We start from the raw sequence: 17,325 nt of genomic DNA on the forward strand, positions 1-17,325 counted from the left end.
GATGCAGATAACCCAAGCGCCCCAGATAGCTTGGATTAAAATTCTGCAGACAGAAAAAAGCCCCGTAGACGATTGATCTACAGGGCTTTTTATTGGAGGCTGAGGTCGGAATCGAACCGGCGTTCACGGATTTGCAATCCGGTGCATAACCACTCTGCTACTCAGCCTTGAAACTAAACAGGCCGTCATTAACGGCCCGTTGAAACTGGAGCGGGAAACGAGACTCGAACTCGCGACCCCGACCTTGGCAAGGTCGTGCTCTACCAACTGAGCTATTCCCGCTTGTCTTGGTGACGGGCGCCATTCTATATGACCAGCGCCCGGCGTCAACCCCTTGATTCAAAAAAGTTTTATTTCTTTTCAGCGGTCGGGCTCAGATGCGGCCAGGCAGCCATCAAATAATGCACCATCGACCACAATGTCAGCACTGCAGCCACGATCAACAGCAGATACCCGCCCAGCACCCAAAGCGTGAAATGTGGCGGATTGCCGAGCAGAATAACCAGTGCAGCCATTTGCGCCGCGGTTTTCCACTTGCCGAGATTGGAGACTGCTACGTGCGCCCTTGCGCCGATTTCAGCCATCCACTCACGTAAAGCAGACACCACGATTTCGCGGCCGATGATAATCGTCGCCGGCAGCGTCAGCCAGAGGTTGCCGTGCTCCGCGGCAAGCAGCACCAACGCCACCGCAACCAGGAGCTTATCCGCTACCGGATCGAGGAATGCGCCAAAGGGTGTGCTCTGCTCCCAGCGCCGCGCCAGATAACCATCCAGCCAATCGGTTACTGCAGCCACACTAAATACCGCACTGGCAGCCCAATAGCTCCAGGAAAACGGCAGATAAAACATCAGCACGAAAATCGGTATGAGGATGACGCGCAGCACAGTTAACAGATTAGGTATGTTCATCGGGACATCGGGGCCTTGATGTGAGCCGGCATTCTACTCGCTGTGCAATGAGGCATAAATCAACTCTGCAAGCTTTTTACTGATGCCGGGTGCTTTGGCGATTTCTTCGCTGCTGGCTCGGGTGAGTTCTTGCAGGCCGCCGAAATGATTGAGTAGCTCGCGGCGACGCTTCGGGCCAACACCCGCTACACCTTCGAGGGTCGAGGTGCGACGAGTTTTACCACGCCGCGCGCGGTGACCAGTAATGGCGAAACGGTGCGACTCATCACGAATCTGTTGAATCAAATGCAGTGCAGGGGAATGGCCAGGCAAGGTAAATTCGTGCGCAGCATCATTCAAATAAAGCGTTTCCAGCCCCGGCTTACGCGTGGTGCCTTTAGCCACACCGAGCAGGATCAGATCTGGCACGGCCAGCTCTTCAAGCACTTCGCGGGCCATGGCCAACTGACCTTTGCCGCCGTCCACCAGCAAAATATCCGGCAGCTTGCCCTCGCCGTCCTTGATCTTGCTAAAGCGCCGCGTAAGCGCCTGATGCATGGCCGCGTAGTCATCGCCAGCAGTAACGCCTTCGATGTTGTAGCGCCGGTAATCCGACTTGAGCGGACCTTCCGGGCCAAATACCACGCAAGAGGCAACAGTCGCCTCGCCGCTGGAATGGCTGATATCGAAGCACTCAAGGCGTTGCGGCAGCTCGTCCATCTCCAGCGCCTGAGCCAACGCTTCAAAACGTGCTGCCACATGCTGACGATCAGCAAGCCTTGCACTCAGTGCCTGCTCAGCATTGGTCACCGCCAATTGCTGCCAACGCGCTCGGGTGCCACGCACCCGGTAACTGATGCTGAGCTGCCGGTCACGCGACTCGCTGACGGCATCAATCAGGGTGGCGAAGTCTTCATGTTGCGCGTTGACGATCAACTCATCCGGCAAGTCGCGCTCGACACTGCCTAGATAATATTGAGCGAGAAACGCCAGCAGCACATCGGCACCCTCTTCCTCGATGGCTACTTGCGGAAAGAAGTTTTTGCTGCCCAGTACCCGCCCGCCACGCACAGAGATCAAGTGAACGCACGCGCCGCCCGGGTTAACCATGGCGGCAACCACATCGACGTCGCCGTTGCCGCCCTCCATGCTTTGCTGATCCTGCACACGACGCAGCAGTGCGATCTGATCGCGCAACTCGGCCGCACGCTCAAACTCAAGCTTCATCGAGGCAGCCTGCATGGCACTGCCGAGTTCATCCGTCAGGGCATTGCTTCTACCCTCCAGAAACATGGTCGAGTGACGCACATCGGTGGCGTACTCTTCCGGCTCGACCAGCCCTACGCACGGGCCTTTACAGCGCTTGATCTGATATTGCAGGCACGGGCGCGTGCGGTTCTTGTAAAAGCTGTCTTCGCACTGGCGCACCAGAAAGGTCTTTTGTAACAGACTCAGGCTTTCACGAATGGCGCCGGCACTGGGATAAGGCCCGAAATAGCGACCCTTGAGCTTTTTCGCGCCGCGATGAATGCTCAGACGCGGAAACTGGCCATCCGAAAGGAATACATACGGATAGGACTTATCATCGCGCAGCAGAATGTTGTACGGCGGTCGCCATTGCTTGATCAGCGTCTGCTCTAGCAGCAGCGCTTCGGTCTCGTTGGCGGTGATGGTGGTTTCGACCTGTGCAATCTTCGCCACCAGCGCTGCGGTTTTTGGCGCAAGCCCGGTGGGGCGAAAATAGCTCGCCAGACGCTTCTTGAGGTTTTTCGCTTTACCGACATACAGCAGCTTGGCGTCGACGTCGAACATCCGGTAAACACCGGGCCGACCGCTGCAAGTTGCTAGAAACGCGCTGGCATCGAACACGTTAGTCATCAGTTGGAGGCGTCGACCATGCCGTGACGAACGGCGAGCAAGGCCAGTTCGACATCACTGTTGATGGCCAGCTTTTCGAAGATCCGATAGCGGTAGGTGTTGATTGTTTTGGGTGACAAACACAGCTTGTCAGAAATGCTCTGAACCTTCTGACAGCCGGCAATCATCATCGCGATTTGAATTTCGCGATCAGACAATAGGTCGAACGGCGATGCATTTTCAGTGGGCTGGAATGACTTGAGCGCCAACTGCTGGGCAATTTGCGGGCTGATGAAGCGCTGGCCCATAAAGACTTGGCGAATGGCCTGAACCATCTCCTCAAGTGCTGCGCCCTTGGTCATGTATCCCGCCGCACCCGCTTGCAGCAAGCGCGTTGGAAACCACAGGCCGTCACTGCCACGACCTTGAGGTCTGGGTAACTGCGAATCAGTTTGCGCGTGGCTTCCAGGCCGCCGATGCCAGGCATCTTGACGTCCATAAGCACCACATCGGGCCTCAACTCGCGCACAAGGCGCAAAGCTTCTTCGCCTGAGTCAGCCTGACCGATCACTTCAAGGCCATCGATATCGGCCAGCATGCGCGTAATGCCCATGCGAACCAGATCGTGATCATCGACCACTAGCACCTTAATCAATCGACACCTCTCTGTACGTGAGCCGCATCTGTAAAACGGATAGCTTGTGCAAGGGTAGATAAGCACACACCAGGCAGATTGCCGTATCCACGAAAAATCACAAGCCCACTGCGTTAAACCACCGCAGCAAACTGCACGACGAATGCGCAGTTGCGTATAAAAAAAGTCGCACAAGACGCCATAGACGCGAATCATTCCGAGCGCTTTTGCCTTGCCTCGGCCGCCGTCTGGCTCATGCATTGACGCCAAGAAAAAAGCAGCCTGGCCCAGCAAATTGGGCGATTCATTCTACACCAATTGCCCAAGAAACAAGCGCTTATCGCCAAGTGACGACCGAGTCATAATCTGCAGGCATAAAAAAACCTCCCCGAAGGGAGGTTTTTTTGAGTTGTGAATCGCACAAACAATCCACAACTGAAATATGGCGGAAGCGTAGAGATTCGAACTCTAGGACCTGTTACAGTCGACGGTTTTCAAGACCGTTGCCTTAAACCACTCGGCCACGCTTCCAAATGCATCACAGTGACAACCCAAAGGCGCTTCAGCACCTGTTGTAACTGCCTGCGGGGCGGCATATTACCCGAATGAAATACGCTGTCAAATACTCTGCACTCATTTTTTTACATCCGGTGTTATGCTCAAGGTCGAATAGCTTATTGAGCGCCATGCAAACAGGAGTCTGCTATGCACCCACAAGATTACGCCCAGAACCACACGCAGGTAGAACAGCTAGAAGTTAGCCGTGTCCTGCGCAACACATACGGCTTGCTGGCTATTACGCTGGCCTTCAGCGGTTTGGTTGCGTTTCTTGCACAACGCGCCAACGTTGCCTATCCGAACATCCTTGTTGTGCTGGTCGGTTTCTACGGCTTGTTCTTCCTCACCGCCAAGCTACGCAACTCGCCTTGGGGCATCGTTTCGACCCTCGCCCTCACAGGTTTCATGGGTTACACGCTTGGGCCAATCCTTAACCGCTACCTGGGCATGAGCAACGGCGCAGAAGTTGTCAGCTCAGCATTCGCCATGACCGCTCTGGTGTTTTTCGGCCTGTCGGCTTACGTGCTGACCACGCGCAAGGATATGAGCTTCCTCAGCGGCTTCATCACCGCCGGTTTCTTCGTGCTGCTGGGTGCAATGGTTGCGGGCTTCTTCTTCCAGATCAGCGGCCTGCAACTGGCGATCAGCGCCGGCTTCGTGCTGTTCTCCTCGGCCTGCATTCTGTTCCAGACCAGTGCGATCATTCATGGTGGTGAGCGCAACTACATCATGGCGACCATCAGCCTGTATGTTTCGATCTACAACCTGTTCATCAGCTTGCTGCAGATCTTCGGCATCATGGGCCGCGATTAATCGCCCAGCTCAACAAAAGCCCGCTTCGGCGGGCTTTTTCGTTTCTGTTGCGAGCATCTTGCGGCGTCAGGCTTTATCATTCGCATGGATTGTTTGACTGGCCAGACCATGAAATTTGCCATTGCCCTGTTCTCCCCGCCCCACTCACCGTCCTCCCGGCGCGCGTTACGCTTTGCCCAAGCGGCGCTGAGTAGCGGCCATGAAATTGTCCGACTGTTCTTCTATCAGGATGGCGTGCACAGCGCCTCAAGTAGCGTTGTCAGCAACCAGGATGAACTGGATGTCGCCGCGCAATGGCGCGAGCTGCTAACAACGCATCAGCTTGATGGCGTTGTTTGTATCGCCGCAGCCCTGCGCCGCGGCGTGCTCAATGCGGAAGAAGCCGAGCGTTATGCCCGCAACGCCGCCAGCCTTGAAGCTCCGTGGGAGCTTTCTGGCTTAGGGCAATTGCACGAAGCCAGCCAAATGGCTGACCGACTCGTCTGCTTCGGGGGCAACTGATATGGCCAAGTCTCTACTTATTATCAGCCGCCAGGCCCCTTGGGCTGGACCAGGCGCGCGCGAAGCGCTGGATATCGCACTGGCTGGCGGCGCGTTTGATTTGCCCATCGGTATGCTGTTTCTTGATGACGGCGTGTTTCAACTTGCGCCCGGCCAGCAACCGCAGAGCCTTGAGCAAAAGGACCTGAGTGCAAACCTGCAAGCCTTGCCGATGTTTGGTGTAGAGGAGCTGTTTGCCTCGCAGCATTGCCTTGATCAGCGCGGCATCCGCCAGCTCACGCTGCCAGCTGTGTGTGTTGGCGACGCCGAGATCAGCGCATTGATAGACCGCTATGAACAGGTGATTACCCTCTAATGGCCACCTTACATGTGTTATCCCACTCGCCTTTTACCGACAGCCGCCTGAGCAGCTGTCTGCGTATTATTGGTCCTGATGATGGCGTATTGCTTTGCGGTGACGCCGTCTATGCCTTGCAACAAGACAGCGCCCTACAGCAGACGCTGGAGCGGATGCCCGACTCAATCGGTATGTATGCCCTGCAGGAAGACTTGCAGGCCCGCAACATCGATGCAGGCAAGCGAGCCAACGCCATCGATTATCCAGAGTTTGTCGAACTCAGCTGCCGCTTTGCCAAGGTTAATAGTTGGCTATGAGTGAACTGCAGATCGACCAGCAGCGTATCGCACTGGACAAAGACGGCTACCTGATCAACCTGGCAGACTGGTCGCAGGCCGTGGCCGAGGCGCTGGCTGAACGCGAGCAGTTGACTCTAAGCCCTGAACACTGGGAAATCCTGCATTTGCTGCGCGATTTCTATGCCGAGTTCCAGCTGTCGCCAGCTAATCGCCCGCTTATCAAGTACACAGCACTGAAACTCGGCCCGGAAAAAGGCAACAGCCTGCACCTCAATCGACTGTTCAATGGCACACCTGCCAAACTCGCTGCCAAGTTGGCGGGCCTACCCAAACCGACGAATTGCCTATGATCCTGCAAACTCCAGCTGAACACCCCTTCGCTCAATTCGTGCGGATTCTTGGCAAGGGCAAGCGCGGCGCACGCAACCTGACGCGCAGCGAAGCGCGTGAAGCGATGGGCATGCTGCTCGACGGCAAAGTCGAAGACACCCAACTGGGTGCGTTCCTGATGCTGCTGCGGCACAAGGAAGAAAGCAGCGAGGAGATGGCAGGCTTCGCCGAAGCCGTGCGCGAGCGACTGCAAACACCTGCGATCGCGGTCGACATTGACTGGCCGACCTACGCCGGTAAAAAGCGCCACATGCCGTGGTATTTACTGGCCGCTAAAGCCTTGGCCAACAGTGGCGTGCGCATTTTGCTGCACGGCGGCGGCGCGCACACCGCCGGGCGCATGTATGCAGAGCAATTGCTTGGCAATCTGGAAATCCCCCTGTGCCGCGACTGGGTTCACGTCGAGGCCGCGCTGGATGAACAGCACCTGGCGTTTATTCCGCTTGGCGACTGGATGCCGGCATTGCAGAAGATGATCGACCTGCGCAATACGTTGGGCTTGCGCTCGCCGATCCACTCATTAACCCGCACTCTCAATCCGCTGTCGGCGCGCTGCGGCCTGCAAAGCATTTTTCACCCTGGCTATCAGGCCGTGCATCGCGAAGCCAGCCAATTGCTGGGTGATCATGCCATCGTGATCAAGGGCGAAGGCGGTGAAATCGAGATCAATCCAGACGCCAGCAGCCATTTGTATGGCACCACCAATGGCGAGAACTGGGACGAAGAATGGCCGGCATTATCTGCGCAGCGCCATGTAAAGCCCGAGTCCTTGCAGGTTGAACACATGCTCAGCGTCTGGTCTGGCAAGGTCACAGACAGCTACGCGAATCTGGCCATTGTCAGCACCATGGCGCTAGCATTGCGTGGCCTCGGCATGAGCCGCAGCGATGCCTTTAGCGAGGCGCAGAAACGCTGGGATGCGCGCGTCATATCTAAGTAGGCGATATTTAAAGGCAGATATTTGCAACCATCCATCGATGAACTTTGGTTAAGCTGACTGTAAATCAAGTCACAACGCAGAGGCTCGCTGATGGGATTGCTGATTGAAGGCCAATGGCACGATAAATGGTACGACACTAAAGGTGACGGCCGCTTCCAGCGTGAAAGTGCCAAACGTCGCAACTGGATTACCGCCAACGGTGAAGCCGGCCCGAGCGGCGAAAGTGGTTTCGCCGCTGAAGCCGGTCGCTACCATTTGTACGTTTGTCTCGCCTGCCCCTGGGCGCATCGCACCCTGATCATGCGCCAACTCAAAGGCCTTGAATCACTGATCGACGTTTCGACCGTGAGCTGGCTGATGCGTGAGAATGGCTGGACCTTTGACCGCGAAACCGGCTCAAGCGGTGACGCACTGGACGACCTGAGTTTTCTGCATCAGCGTTACACCGCAGACGACCCCAACTACAGCGGTCGCGTGACCGTGCCGTTGCTGTGGGACAAGCAGCAACAGCGCATCGTCAGCAATGAGTCTGCTGAAATCATCCGCATGTTCAACAGCGCCTTCAATGGACTTACGGGTAACACGCTGGACTTCTACCCATCGGCCTTGCAGGACGAGATCGACGCACTTAACGAGCGTATCTATCCGGCAATCAACAATGGTGTTTACCGCGCAGGCTTTGCAACAACGCAAGACGCTTACGAAGAAGCCTTTGATGAGCTGTTTGCCGAACTTGATGCGGTAGAAGCGCTGCTCGAAACGCGGCGCTATCTGACTGGCGAATACCTGACCGAAGCGGATATCCGCCTGTTCACGACTATTGTGCGCTTTGATGCGGTCTATTACGGCCACTTCAAATGCAACCTGCGCCGGATTGAGGATTATCCGAATCTGTCGAACTGGCTGCGGGAATTGTATCAATGGCCCGGTATTGCCCAGACCGTGAACCTTGAGCACATCAAGAATCACTACTATGCCAGCCACGCCACTATCAACCCGACAGGGATTGTCCCCAAAGGGCCCGCGCTGAATTTACAGCGCGAGCACAATCGCGATCGGCTTAATGGCAAAGGCATTGTCGACGCAGGCTAAAGTTCGCAACTGAAGGTGCTCAGACCTCGGCTTGCGCGCCTTCAAACCATGCCAATTTTTCGCGCAACTGCACCACTTCACCGATGATCACCAGGGTTGGCGCATGCACTTCATGCTCAGCCACCAATGCCGGCAAATCGGCGAGCGTGCCGGTGAAAACGCGCTGGGTCTGGGTTGTGCCTTGTTGGATCAACGCCGCCGGCGTCGTAGCCGCACGACCATGCGCGATCAGTTCCTGACAAATAACCGGCAAGCCCACCAGCCCCATGTAGAACACCAGCGTCTGGCTGGGTGCACTGAGTTCGCGCCACGGCAAATCACAACTGCCATTTTTCAGGTGCCCGGTCACGAACCGCACGGACTGCGCGTAATCGCGATGAGTCAGTGGAATGCCCGCATAAGCGGCGCAACCGCTGGCCGCGGTAATGCCCGGGACGACCTGAAAAGGAATACCGTGCGCGGCCAGCTCTTCAATTTCTTCGCCGCCACGGCCGAAAATAAACGGATCGCCGCCCTTGAGGCGCAGCACCCTTTTACCTTCCTTGGCCAACGCGACCAGACGCTGATTGATTTGATCCTGCGGCACGGCATGGTCTGCGCGCTGCTTGCCGACATAAATGCGCTCGGCGTCGCGGCGGCACAACTCGATAATGGCCGGTGCGACCAAACGGTCGTACAGTACCACATCAGCCTGCTGCATCAGGCGCAAGGCACGGAATGTCAGTAAGTCCGGATCACCCGGCCCTGCCCCAACCAGATACACCTCACCGAGCATAAGCGGCGCAGCGCCGGAGATTTTCTCAGTTAGCAGGCGCTTGCCCTCGTCTAGCTTGCCAGCGAAAACACTCTCGGCAACCTGACCCTGAAAAACATCTTCCCAAAACACCCGGCGCTGCTGAACGTTAGGGAAAAGGCTTTTGACTTGCGCACGAAACTGCTTGGCCAGCCCGGCCAGATGGCCGTAGGTAGCAGGAATCCAGGTCTCGATCTTGGCACGCATCAGTCGCGCCAGAACCGGCGCGTCGCCGCCGCTGGACACCGCCACAATCAACGGTGAGCGATCGACAATCGCGGGAAAGATAACGCTGCAAAGCTTGGGCGCGTCGACCACATTAACCGGGACGCCGCGTGCCTGAGCTTGCTCTGAGATTTGCTGATTCAGCGGCTCGTCATCCGTTGCCGCGATTACCAGCACCACGCCTTCAAGATCGTCTGCCTGATAGCCGCGCAAACGCAGCTCACCGTGTACAGACTCAAGCATCTGGCGCATGTCGTCACGAATGGCCAGGGTGACCACGCGCAGCGTTGCACCGGCATCCGCCAGCAGGCGCGCCTTGCGCAGGGCAACTTCACCCCCGCCAACCACCAGAACCGTGCGGCCCTGTAACTTGTGAAACAGCGGGAGATATTCCATTACAGCCTCGGCGCAATACAGATAAACAGCGGCAAAACTGAAACGCTTCGCCGCTGCAAACGATCAGGTGGGCAATTAACCGATTACTTCGATACCGCCCATGTAAGGCTTGAGCACTTCCGGTACGCGGATCGAACCATCGGCCTGCTGATAGTTTTCCAGTACCGCCACCAGCGTACGGCCTACTGCCAGACCGGAACCGTTGAGGGTATGCACCAGTTCCGGCTTGCCGGTTTCCGGGTTACGGAAGCGCGCTTGCATACGGCGCGCCTGGAAGTCGCCACAGTTGGAGCACGAAGAGATTTCGCGGTATTTGTCCTGGCTGGGCACCCAAACTTCGATGTCGAAGGTCTTAGTGGCGCTAAAGCCCATGTCCCCTGTGCACAGCGACAGCAGGCGATACGGTAGCTCGAGCAATTGCAGAACTTTCTCGGCATGGCCGGTCAGCTCTTCAAGCGCCTGATACGAGGTGGCCGGATCGACGATTTGAACCATTTCGACTTTGTCGAACTGATGCTGGCGAATCATGCCGCGAGTGTCGCGACCCGATGCACCGGCTTCACTGCGAAAACAGGGCGTGTGCGCCACGAACTTGATTGGCAGTTGCTTGGCATCGAGAATTTCGCCGGCGACGATGTTGGTCAGCGACACTTCAGCCGTCGGAATCAGGTAGAAGTCAGCTTCGCCTTCGCGGCTGATCTTGAACAGGTCTTCTTCAAACTTTGGCAACTGGCCGGTGCCTTGCAGAGCAGGCGCTTGCACCAGATAAGGCGTGTAGGCTTCTTCATAGCCGTGCTCGCCAGTGTGCAGGTTGACCATGAACTGTGCGAGCGCGCGATGCAGGCGCGCAATCGGGCCGCGCAACAGGGCAAAACGTGCGCCAGAAAGCTTGGCGGCGGTTTCAAAGTCGAGCCAGCCGTGCTGTTCGCCCAGCGCTACGTGATCCTGAATCGGGAAATCGAAAGTCTTGGGCGTGCCCCAGCGACGCACTTCAACGTTGTCGTCTTCATCGGCACCTACCGGCACGGATTCGTGCGGCACGTTTGGCAGGTTGAGCATCAGCGCATCGAGCTCGGCCTGAATCGCGTCAAGCTCACGCTTGCCCGCTTCAAGTTCGCTGCCCATGCGATCCACGTCTGCCAACAAGGGTGCGATGTCTTCGCCGCGCTGCTTGGCCTGACCAATCGACTTGGAGCGGCTGTTGCGCTCGGCCTGCAGTTGTTCAGTGCGGGTTTGCACATCTTTACGCTGTGATTCAAGGGCTTCGAAACGCGCTACATCGAGGGTGAAGCCACGTGTGGCGAGGCGTTGAGCGATTTCTTGAATTTCGGTGCGCACCAGTTTGGCGTCGAGCATGGTGATTTCTCAATACAAAGGTGTGAATTGCATGGCAGAGCCATGGTACAGAATGCGGACAAGTTTAAGGGTTCGCGGCGCTCAGCGCTAAGCATGTGCCGAAAAAAATGCCTGAATGAGCAAATATACCCAGCAAATTGCAGCTAATCCGCGTTACAGCGCGCTTTTGCAGCGTTACGCCAGCGCCTGAGCGGAAAACACAGCAAGCCGCGGATCCGTGATTACATTCGCGCCAGGCCAAGGCCGGCCCATGCCGCGAACAATCCACCTGCCAGGCTGGCGATGAAATAGCCCATTGCCATGGCGGTTTGGCCGCCCTCGATCAAGCGCAGGGTTTCCAGGCTGAACGACGAGAATGTAGTCAGGCCGCCGAGCAAGCCAACGGTAATACCCGTGCGCAGCTCAAGCGGAATATCGGTTCGCGTAAGAAACAAGCCGCTGAACAGTCCGATCAGAAAACAACCGATCAGATTGACGCTCAAGGTGGCCATGAAGAAGTGCCGAGGCCAATTTGCCGCGACGAAGTAACTGGCGAGAAAGCGCAAGACACTGCCCACTGCTCCGCCAAAAGCGACCGCCGCCATGATCTTGATCATTAGCCTCTCCGTTTGCGTGGGCTGGCCGCATCCTGCGCCGCCAAGTGCGCGAGCTTGTCGCGTATTTTAAGCTCCAGGCCGCGTGGTACTGGCTGGTAATACTGACGGGGTTCGAGGGCCTCGGGGAAATAGTCCTCACCCGCCGCATAGGCGTCTGGCTCATCATGGGCATAGCGGTATTCATCGCCATAACCCAGCTGCTTCATCAGTTTGGTTGGCGCGTTGCGCAAGTGCAGCGGGACTTCCAGCGAGCCGCTTTCGGCCACATCACGCATGGCACTCTTGAAGCCCATATACACCGCATTGCTCTTGGGCGCGCACGCAAGGTAGGTGATGGCTTGCGCCACTGCCAGCTCACCTTCCGGGCTGCCGAGACGCTCCTGAACATCCCAAGCCGCTAAGCACAGACTCAACGCGCGGGGATCGGCATTACCGATGTCTTCACTGGCCATGCGCACCACGCGGCGGGCGATGTACAGCGGATCACAACCGCCGTCGAGCATACGTGCAAACCAATACAACGCACCGTCGGGATTAGAGCCGCGTACGGACTTATGCAGCGCAGATATCTGGTCATAAAAGGCTTCGCCGCCTTTGTCGAACCGTCGCTGCGTGTCACCGAGCAAATTTTGCAGCAGTTCGACTGAAATGGCCGAGTCGTCTTCTGCCAGATCGGCGGCGTTTTCCAGAAAATTAAGCATGCGCCGGCCATCGCCATCGGCGGCAGCCATCAGCACTTTGAAGCTGTCATCCGGCACCGACAGCTTTCGCTCGGCAAGACCACGCGGATCATTCAGGGCGCGGTCAACCAGCTTGCGCAAGGCGGTTTCATCGAGGCTTTTGAGCACGTAAACCCGCGCCCGCGAAAGCAGTGCGTTGTTCAATTCGAACGAGGGGTTTTCGGTTGTGGCGCCAATGAATATAAGCGTGCCGTCTTCAACATAGGGCAAGAAAGCATCTTGCTGGGACTTGTTGAAGCGATGCACTTCATCGACAAAGAGGATGGTCTGGCGGCCATATTGCGCGGCGTGCTGCTGCGCCACCTCAACCGCCTGACGGATTTCCTTAACCCCGGAGAGTACCGCCGAGATGGTTTCGAAGTGCGCGTCGGAGACTTTCGCCAGCAGCCGCGCCAGTGTGGTTTTACCCACGCCAGGCGGCCCCCAGAATATCATCGAGTGCAGAGCGCCCTGCTCCAGCGCTTCACGCAGCGGTTTGCCGCGTGCCAGCAAATGTTCCTGACCGACATACTCATCCAGGCTTGCTGCCCGCAAACGAGCGGCAAGCGGTTGAGCGACTGTGGTCTTGCGAAACAAATCCATGGATCTGGGCTACAACCTCTTACTCTTGGATGACATCCGCGCCAGGCGGAATCTCGAAGTTGAACTCACTGTCATTGATCGGCGGATTCATCTTCACGCCCAGAAACAGAATATTGGTGCGCTGACCAATGCTGTCGACCAGTTGCATGTCGTTAAGCACTTTGTCGCGGAACGACAGGCGCAGGTTATCGAACAGGCTGTCCTTGGCTTTTGGCTTCAGGGTGAAATCGACAACGTTACCCGCCTCTTTCGAGGTGATATCGAAGTTCTCGCTGATCTTCGACACATCACCCGATAACAGCAATGCAGGCGTGTGCGTCAAACGCTGGTCGAGCGTCTGGATAGTCACTTGTTCAAGATCCGGGTCGTATAGCCAGACCTTGGTGCCGTTAGACACCAGCAACTGCTCTTGCGGTGCATCAGTGTGCCAGCGGAACAGCCCCGGGCGTTTAAGTGACAATTCGCCTGCGGTTTCCTGCAGCTGGGTGCCGCCACCATCGAGGGTCAGCTGGGAAAAACGCGCGGAAATGGTTTGAGCCTGATTGAGCAACTGGGTCAGGCGCTGCACCGAGGCGTCGTCAGCCGTGGCCGACAAACTGCAAAGGCTTACTGCAGAAAGCAACAGCGTGCGAATCAAGCGCATGGAACTCCTCATTATTGAGTCCGGTAAAGGGTTAGTCACGGACCGGCGACGGTGCGATAACTTCACGTGAGCCATTGGTGCTCATGGAGGTTACGACACCGGCCATCTCCATTGATTCGATCATCCGCGCAGCGCGGTTGTAACCAATCTTGAGCTTGCGTTGCACGGCCGAGATTGAGGCGCGACGGCTTTCGGTGACAAAACGCACAGCTTCGTCATAAAGCGGGTCATCTTCACTGTTGTCGCCGTCTTCACCGCTGCCGCCTTCGCCGCTCGGGCCACCTTCTTCAACACCGGCGAGAATCTCTTCGATATAATCCGGCGCACCGCGCAATTTCCACGCCTCCACCACACGGTGAACCTCGTCGTCGGAGACGAAAGCGCCGTGTACGCGAATCGGTAAACCCGTGCCGGGCGGCAGATACAGCATGTCACCGTGGCCAAGCAATTGTTCGGCGCCGCCCTGGTCGAGAATGGTCCGCGAGTCGATCTTGCTCGACACCTGGAACGCCATACGCGTCGGGATGTTGGCCTTGATCAGACCGGTAATAACGTCAACCGAAGGACGCTGGGTTGCCAGAATCAGGTGAATACCGGCGGCACGCGCCTTCTGGGCGATACGTGCGATCAGCTCTTCAACCTTCTTGCCGACGATCATCATCATGTCGGCAAATTCATCGACCACCACCACGATGGTAGGCAGGGTTTTCAGCAGCGGCGCTTCGTCATCCATGCTCTGGCGACGATACAGCGGGTCTGTCAGCGGCGTACCGGCTTCGATGCCGTCCTTGACCTTGCGGTTGAAGCCGGCAAGGTTACGCACGCCCATCGCCGCCATCAGTTTGTAGCGACGCTCCATCTCGGCAACGCTCCAACGCAGGGCGTTGGCCGCTTCCTTCATGTCGGTTACAACCGGGCACAGCAGGTGCGGAATGCCTTCGTAGATCGACAATTCAAGCATTTTCGGGTCGATCATGATCAGTCGCGCATCTTCAGGCTGCGACTTGAACAGGATCGACAGGATCATGGCGTTAACGCCCACCGACTTACCGGAACCGGTTGTACCGGCCACCAGCAAGTGCGGCATTTTCGCCAGATCGGTAATAACCGGACGACCGCCAATGTCGTGGCCCAACGCCAGGGTTACGGGCGATTTGAAATCGTCGTACTCAGGTGACGACAGCACTTCCGAGAACCGCACAATCTGCCGGTCTTCGTTAGGAATCTCGATGCCGACTGTGGTTTTGCCCGGAATGACTTCAACCACCCGCACGCTGATCACGGCGATGGAGCGCGCAAGGTCTTTGGCCAGATTGGAAATACGGCTGACCTTAACCCCGGCAGCAGGCTGGATCTCGAAACGGGTAATAACCGGGCCCGGGTGCACCGACTCAACGATGACCTCGACGCCGAACTCCTTGAGCTTGACCTCAAGCAGGCGCGACATTGCCTCCAGCGACTCCGGCGAGAATTGCTTCTGCTTCTTCTCGGCGACATCAAGAATAGAGATGGGCGGCAGCGTCCCTTCAATCGCCGAATCAACGAACAGCGGCGCTTGCTTCTCTTTCTGTACGCGCTGGCTCGGCTCGGTTGGTTTGGGCATGGTGTCCAGCGGCGTGATAATCGGCGCTTTACGCGCATCGCCACTGGCAGCCGGTTTACTCACTGGCTGAGCAGTCGATTCCGGCAGGCGGATCTCAGGGCTGCGAGCCGCAGGCGCCGGCTCTTTGGCCATGGTTGGCTCGCGACGTTCCTGCGCGATAGCCGCTTTGGGTTTGGCGGGTGCAACAGGCTCGTCTACCTCACGCAGCTGGGCGATCATCTGCTTGCGCTCGCTGCGCGCATCCCACCAGCGGGTCACGGCGTTCTGCAGTAATTCGAACAAATCGAGGGTGATCTTGCCGGTAATGTCCATGACCTTAAACCAGGACAAATCGGTAAACACCGTCAAACCAAACAGAAACAGCGAAATCAGCAAGAGCGTGCTGCCCTGCACGTTCAGGCCATCGACGGCCATCACACCGAGTGTTTCACCCAGCGCGCCGCCAGCTGAAGCAGGCATGCTTTGCGACGCAGGAAAATGAATGTAAGCCAGTGCAGAGCCGGCGAACACCAGGAAGATCAGGCCAATCAAACGCCACGAAAACAACCAGCCGCTCCACTGCCAGGGCTGGTGGCGGGCACGGAAAACCTGCCACGCTTTGACGCCGAGCAATAACGGGAACAGATACGCGAAGTAACCTATTGCCATAAACAGAATATCGGCAAACCAGGCCCCCGCACGGCCGGCAGCGTTGTGCACCTGCTGCACGTTGCTGGTATGCGTCCAGCCCGGATCGGCCGAATCATAGGTGAGCAGCGCCATCCACATGTAGAGGCAGAGTGCACCGAGCGCAATCAATGCCCCTTCCTTGAGTCGGGAAGGCAGCTGTTGACGCCAGAGAGGGGCTTGGACTGTAGGGCTAGATTTCTTCAAAACGCATTTGTTCCTGCACCAGAGGCGCCGATTGATCAATTAACGACAAATGTAATGCCGAGGACTATTGTACGGGTTTGCGAGCGTGATGCCATGAACAAAGGGTACATGGAGATTACGCGCAACGTGCCATAGCAAAGGCCTTCGGTGTAGCATAACTACCAACATCTTCTGTGCTGCTTAATTTGAGCATGCATTTTCTTTTGTGACAAAGGCTTATGAGGTCTTTTATGAGTGAAGTCAAACATTCGCGCCTGATCATCCTCGGTTCGGGCCCTGCTGGTTACAGCGCCGCTGTTTACGCTGCCCGTGCCAACCTCAAACCCACCATCATCACCGGCATTCAACCCGGCGGCCAATTGACCACCACCACCGAAGTCGACAACTGGCCGGGCGATGTTGAAGGCCTGACCGGGCCGGCTTTGATGGAGCGCATGCAAAAGCACGCCGAGCGCTTTGAAACCGAGATCATCTACGACCACATCAACACCGCAGAGTTGCAGCAGCGCCCATTCGTCCTCAAGGGCGACAGCGGCACCTACACCTGCGACGCACTGATCATCGCCACAGGCGCCAGCGCGCAGTACTTGGGCCTGCCGTCTGAAGAAGCGTTCTCGGGCAAAGGCGTCTCGGCTTGCGCGACCTGCGATGGTTTCTTCTACCGCAATCAGGTTGTAGCGGTAATCGGCGGCGGCAACACGGCCGTTGAAGAAGCCCTTTACCTGTCCAATATCGCCAAGGAAGTGCATCTCGTCCACCGCCGCGACAAACTGCGTTCCGAGAAGATCCTTCAGGACAAGCTGTTCGACAAGGCCGCTAACGGCAACATGCGCATTCACTGGAACACCACACTTGAAGAAGTGCTGGGCGATGCCACTGGTGTAACCGGCGCACGCCTGAAGAGCACCGAAACCGGTGAAACCCAGGATCTGCCGCTGGCCGGCGTGTTCATTGCCATCGGCCACAAGCCGAACACCGACCTGTTCCAGGGCCAACTGGAAATGCGTGACGGCTACCTGCTGATCCAGGGCGGCAACGAAGGCAACGCCACCGCCACCAGCATCGAAGGCGTATTTGCCGCTGGCGACGTGGCTGACCACGTATACCGCCAGGCCATTACCTCGGCTGGCGCTGGCTGCATGGCCGCACTTGATGTCGAAAAGTTCCTCGACGACAACTGATCGAGCAACCCCGCAGGCGCACGGCA

16 protein-coding genes, 3 tRNA genes and 1 pseudogene are annotated in these 17,325 nt (G+C 57.2%); 8 read left to right on the top strand and 12 right to left on the bottom strand.

Translation table 11 applies throughout. The features are described from left to right. Positions 1–93: 93 nt before the first annotated feature. The 6 genes and pseudogenes from BM395_RS11495 to BM395_RS11520 form a co-directional block, all read right to left on the bottom strand. A tRNA-Cys gene (locus tag BM395_RS11495) sits at positions 94–167 on the bottom strand. A 39-nt stretch (positions 168–206) separates the two neighbouring features. Next, positions 207–282 (bottom strand) — tRNA-Gly (locus BM395_RS11500). 68 nt (positions 283–350) lie between these two features. After that, entirely contained in the window at positions 351–911 is a 561-nt protein-coding gene (gene pgsA, locus BM395_RS11505; RefSeq protein ID WP_069900292.1) for a CDP-diacylglycerol--glycerol-3-phosphate 3-phosphatidyltransferase, read from the bottom strand. 33 nt (positions 912–944) lie between these two features. Beyond that, positions 945–2,768, bottom strand: coding sequence for an excinuclease ABC subunit UvrC (uvrC, locus tag BM395_RS11510; RefSeq protein WP_090511971.1), 1,824 nt, complete (start codon positions 2,766–2,768; stop codon positions 945–947). After that, positions 2,768–3,402 (bottom strand): annotated as a pseudogene (gene gacA / locus BM395_RS11515) (response regulator transcription factor GacA). The gene uvrC and the pseudogene gacA overlap by 1 nt, the downstream one beginning before the upstream one ends. 422 nt (positions 3,403–3,824) lie before the next feature. Next, positions 3,825–3,912, bottom strand: a tRNA-Ser gene (locus BM395_RS11520). 174 nt (positions 3,913–4,086) lie between these two features. Here BM395_RS11520 and BM395_RS11525 point away from each other — a divergent pair. From BM395_RS11525 to BM395_RS11555, 7 genes are all read left to right on the top strand, one after another. Beyond that, complete coding sequence (locus tag BM395_RS11525) at positions 4,087–4,752, top strand: Bax inhibitor-1/YccA family protein (protein ID WP_069900289.1); 666 nt, start codon at positions 4,087–4,089, stop codon at positions 4,750–4,752. Between the two features lie 108 nt (positions 4,753–4,860). Beyond that, positions 4,861–5,253, top strand: coding sequence for a sulfurtransferase complex subunit TusD (tusD, locus tag BM395_RS11530; RefSeq protein WP_090511974.1), 393 nt, complete (start codon positions 4,861–4,863; stop codon positions 5,251–5,253). 1 nt (position 5,254) lies between these two features. Beyond that, positions 5,255–5,608 carry a sulfurtransferase complex subunit TusC gene (gene tusC / locus BM395_RS11535; protein ID WP_090511976.1) on the top strand — a complete coding sequence of 118 codons (354 nt, stop codon included), beginning with the start codon at positions 5,255–5,257 and terminating at the stop codon, positions 5,606–5,608. Beyond that, on the top strand, positions 5,608–5,907 hold the full coding sequence (gene tusB / locus BM395_RS11540) for a sulfurtransferase complex subunit TusB (protein WP_090511979.1): 300 nt from the start codon (positions 5,608–5,610) through the stop codon (positions 5,905–5,907). Before tusC ends, tusB begins: the two co-directional genes overlap by 1 nt. Beyond that, on the top strand, positions 5,904–6,239 hold the full coding sequence (locus BM395_RS11545; RefSeq protein ID WP_069900285.1) for a TusE/DsrC/DsvC family sulfur relay protein: 336 nt from the start codon (positions 5,904–5,906) through the stop codon (positions 6,237–6,239). Before tusB ends, BM395_RS11545 begins: the two co-directional genes overlap by 4 nt. Beyond that, positions 6,236–7,219, top strand: coding sequence for a glycosyl transferase family protein (locus tag BM395_RS11550; RefSeq protein WP_090511981.1), 984 nt, complete (start codon positions 6,236–6,238; stop codon positions 7,217–7,219). The genes BM395_RS11545 and BM395_RS11550 overlap by 4 nt, the downstream gene beginning before the upstream one ends. A 90-nt stretch (positions 7,220–7,309) precedes the next feature. After that, the gene (locus tag BM395_RS11555) at positions 7,310–8,311 is read left to right on the top strand and encodes a glutathione S-transferase family protein (RefSeq protein WP_090511984.1); all 1,002 of its coding nucleotides are present in this window, start codon (positions 7,310–7,312) and stop codon (positions 8,309–8,311) included. Between the two features lie 19 nt (positions 8,312–8,330). Here BM395_RS11555 and cysG read toward each other — a convergent pair whose 3' ends face one another. The 6 genes from cysG to ftsK all read right to left on the bottom strand — a co-directional run bounded on the left by cysG (position 8,331) and on the right by ftsK (position 16,118). Next, complete coding sequence (cysG, locus tag BM395_RS11560; RefSeq protein ID WP_090511987.1) at positions 8,331–9,725, bottom strand: siroheme synthase CysG; 1,395 nt, start codon at positions 9,723–9,725, stop codon at positions 8,331–8,333. 75 nt (positions 9,726–9,800) lie between these two features. After that, a complete protein-coding gene (serS, locus tag BM395_RS11565; RefSeq protein ID WP_069900281.1) occupies positions 9,801–11,081 on the bottom strand; it encodes a serine--tRNA ligase in 1,281 nt (426 codons plus the stop codon). 221 nt (positions 11,082–11,302) lie between these two features. Beyond that, positions 11,303–11,677, bottom strand: a complete 375-nt coding sequence (gene crcB / locus BM395_RS11570) for a fluoride efflux transporter CrcB (protein ID WP_069900280.1) — start codon at positions 11,675–11,677, stop codon at positions 11,303–11,305. After that, positions 11,677–12,999, bottom strand: coding sequence for a replication-associated recombination protein A (locus tag BM395_RS11575; protein ID WP_090511990.1), 1,323 nt, complete (start codon positions 12,997–12,999; stop codon positions 11,677–11,679). Before BM395_RS11575 ends, crcB begins: the two co-directional genes overlap by 1 nt. Positions 13,000–13,018: 19 nt before the next feature. Beyond that, positions 13,019–13,642, bottom strand: a complete 624-nt coding sequence (gene lolA, locus BM395_RS11580; RefSeq protein WP_090511993.1) for an outer membrane lipoprotein periplasmic chaperone LolA — start codon at positions 13,640–13,642, stop codon at positions 13,019–13,021. A gap of 31 nt (positions 13,643–13,673) precedes the next feature. Beyond that, positions 13,674–16,118: a DNA translocase FtsK gene (ftsK, locus tag BM395_RS11585; RefSeq protein WP_090511996.1), complete on the bottom strand. Its 2,445-nt coding sequence runs from the start codon at positions 16,116–16,118 to the stop codon at positions 13,674–13,676. A gap of 230 nt (positions 16,119–16,348) precedes the next feature. On the opposite strand from ftsK, the gene trxB reads away from it, so the two are divergent. Further along, on the top strand, positions 16,349–17,299 hold the full coding sequence (gene trxB, locus BM395_RS11590) for a thioredoxin-disulfide reductase (RefSeq protein WP_090511998.1): 951 nt from the start codon (positions 16,349–16,351) through the stop codon (positions 17,297–17,299). The last annotated feature ends 26 nt before the right edge of the window (positions 17,300–17,325 follow it).

Origin of the sequence: Pseudomonas marincola (assembly GCF_900116605.1) — a bacterium.
Lineage (GTDB): Bacteria > Pseudomonadota > Gammaproteobacteria > Pseudomonadales > Pseudomonadaceae > Aquipseudomonas > Aquipseudomonas marincola.

Coding starts and splice junctions, on each gene's coding strand:
- pgsA (WP_069900292.1), bottom strand. CDS start 911: ATGAACATACCTAATCTGTTAACTGTGCTGCGCGTCATCCTCATACCG.
- uvrC (WP_090511971.1), bottom strand. CDS start 2,768: ATGACTAACGTGTTCGATGCCAGCGCGTTTCTAGCAACTTGCAGCGGT.
- BM395_RS11525 (WP_069900289.1), top strand. CDS start 4,087: ATGCACCCACAAGATTACGCCCAGAACCACACGCAGGTAGAACAGCTA.
- tusD (WP_090511974.1), top strand. CDS start 4,861: ATGAAATTTGCCATTGCCCTGTTCTCCCCGCCCCACTCACCGTCCTCC.
- tusC (WP_090511976.1), top strand. CDS start 5,255: ATGGCCAAGTCTCTACTTATTATCAGCCGCCAGGCCCCTTGGGCTGGA.
- tusB (WP_090511979.1), top strand. CDS start 5,608: ATGGCCACCTTACATGTGTTATCCCACTCGCCTTTTACCGACAGCCGC.
- BM395_RS11545 (WP_069900285.1), top strand. CDS start 5,904: ATGAGTGAACTGCAGATCGACCAGCAGCGTATCGCACTGGACAAAGAC.
- BM395_RS11550 (WP_090511981.1), top strand. CDS start 6,236: ATGATCCTGCAAACTCCAGCTGAACACCCCTTCGCTCAATTCGTGCGG.
- BM395_RS11555 (WP_090511984.1), top strand. CDS start 7,310: ATGGGATTGCTGATTGAAGGCCAATGGCACGATAAATGGTACGACACT.
- cysG (WP_090511987.1), bottom strand. CDS start 9,725: ATGGAATATCTCCCGCTGTTTCACAAGTTACAGGGCCGCACGGTTCTG.
- serS (WP_069900281.1), bottom strand. CDS start 11,081: ATGCTCGACGCCAAACTGGTGCGCACCGAAATTCAAGAAATCGCTCAA.
- crcB (WP_069900280.1), bottom strand. CDS start 11,677: ATGATCAAGATCATGGCGGCGGTCGCTTTTGGCGGAGCAGTGGGCAGT.
- BM395_RS11575 (WP_090511990.1), bottom strand. CDS start 12,999: ATGGATTTGTTTCGCAAGACCACAGTCGCTCAACCGCTTGCCGCTCGT.
- lolA (WP_090511993.1), bottom strand. CDS start 13,642: ATGCGCTTGATTCGCACGCTGTTGCTTTCTGCAGTAAGCCTTTGCAGT.
- trxB (WP_090511998.1), top strand. CDS start 16,349: ATGAGTGAAGTCAAACATTCGCGCCTGATCATCCTCGGTTCGGGCCCT.